At 60.5% G+C, this 937-nt stretch carries 1 protein-coding gene; it reads left to right on the top strand.

Going from position 1 to position 937, the window contains the following annotated elements:
* Positions 1–67: 67 nt before the first annotated feature.
* Positions 68–932 (top strand): IS5 family transposase gene (locus AC1Q5S_RS22285; protein WP_492239461.1). Its coding sequence is split into 2 segments (ribosomal slippage): positions 68–480 and positions 479–932, totalling 867 coding nucleotides; the frame shifts between segments, so codons are not numbered across the junction.
* Positions 933–937 lie beyond the last annotated feature (5 nt).

Genomic DNA, 937 nt, shown 5'->3' with positions numbered 1-937 from the left:
AGGATTTATCCGTAAATTAAGTAAACTCCAAACCTGAGCCGACCTTCACTCGGCGCAGGACAGACAGATGGCCAAGGCCCATGCCCATTCGTGGGAAGTGACGGATGAATTCTGGGCCCGGGTAGAGCCTCTGGTGCCGCAACCAGTGCGCGACCCGAACAAACAATACCTGCGCAGTGCAGGAGCGGGGCGTCCAGCCAAGGCGCCGCGCTTGGTCTTCGAGGCCATTGTCTACGTCCTGAGGACGGGCTGCCAATGGAAGGCGTTGCCAGCCGAGCGCTTTGGCAGTGCCAGCGCGGTGCACCAGAGATTCATGCAATGGTCCAGGGCCGGGTTCTTTGAGTCGTTATGGAAGGCGGGCCTGGCCGAATACGACGACCTACAGGGTATTGCCTGGCGTTGGCAGAGCATTGACGGGGCGATGTTCAAGGCGCCACTGGCGCAAGAGGCGGTTGGCCCCAATCCGACGGACCGGGGGAAAAAATGGCAGCAAGCGCCACCTGCTGGTGGACGGGCGTGGCGTCCCGTTGTCCCTCGTCGTGACGGGAGCCAACGCGCACGACGTGACGCAGATTGAGGCCGTGCTCAATGCCATCGTGGTCAAACGTCCGACTCCCAAGCAGCGCCGCTCCAAGCATCTGTGCGCCGATGCGGGCTATCGCGGCAAAGGCGCCATGACCGTGATTCTGGCCCATGGCTATATCCCGCATGTGGTCAGCCGCAAGAGCGAAGCGGCGCAGAAGAAGCGAGACCCGAAGAAGAAGGCCCGCCGCTGGGTGGTCGAGGCCTGCCATGGCTGGTTCAACCGATTCAGGAAACTATTGGTGCGCTACGAGAAGCTCGAACACACCTTCCTGGCGCTCAACCACCTTGCTGCGGCCATCATCGCTCTGCGCAAGATTGAGCTACCAGTCAATGTTATTTACGGATAAATACT

Source organism: Acidovorax sp. GW835-FHT14B10, assembly GCF_058793725.1.
The sequence above is the reverse complement of the archived record's forward strand: the minus strand, read 5'-3'. Positions and strand labels throughout refer to the sequence as shown.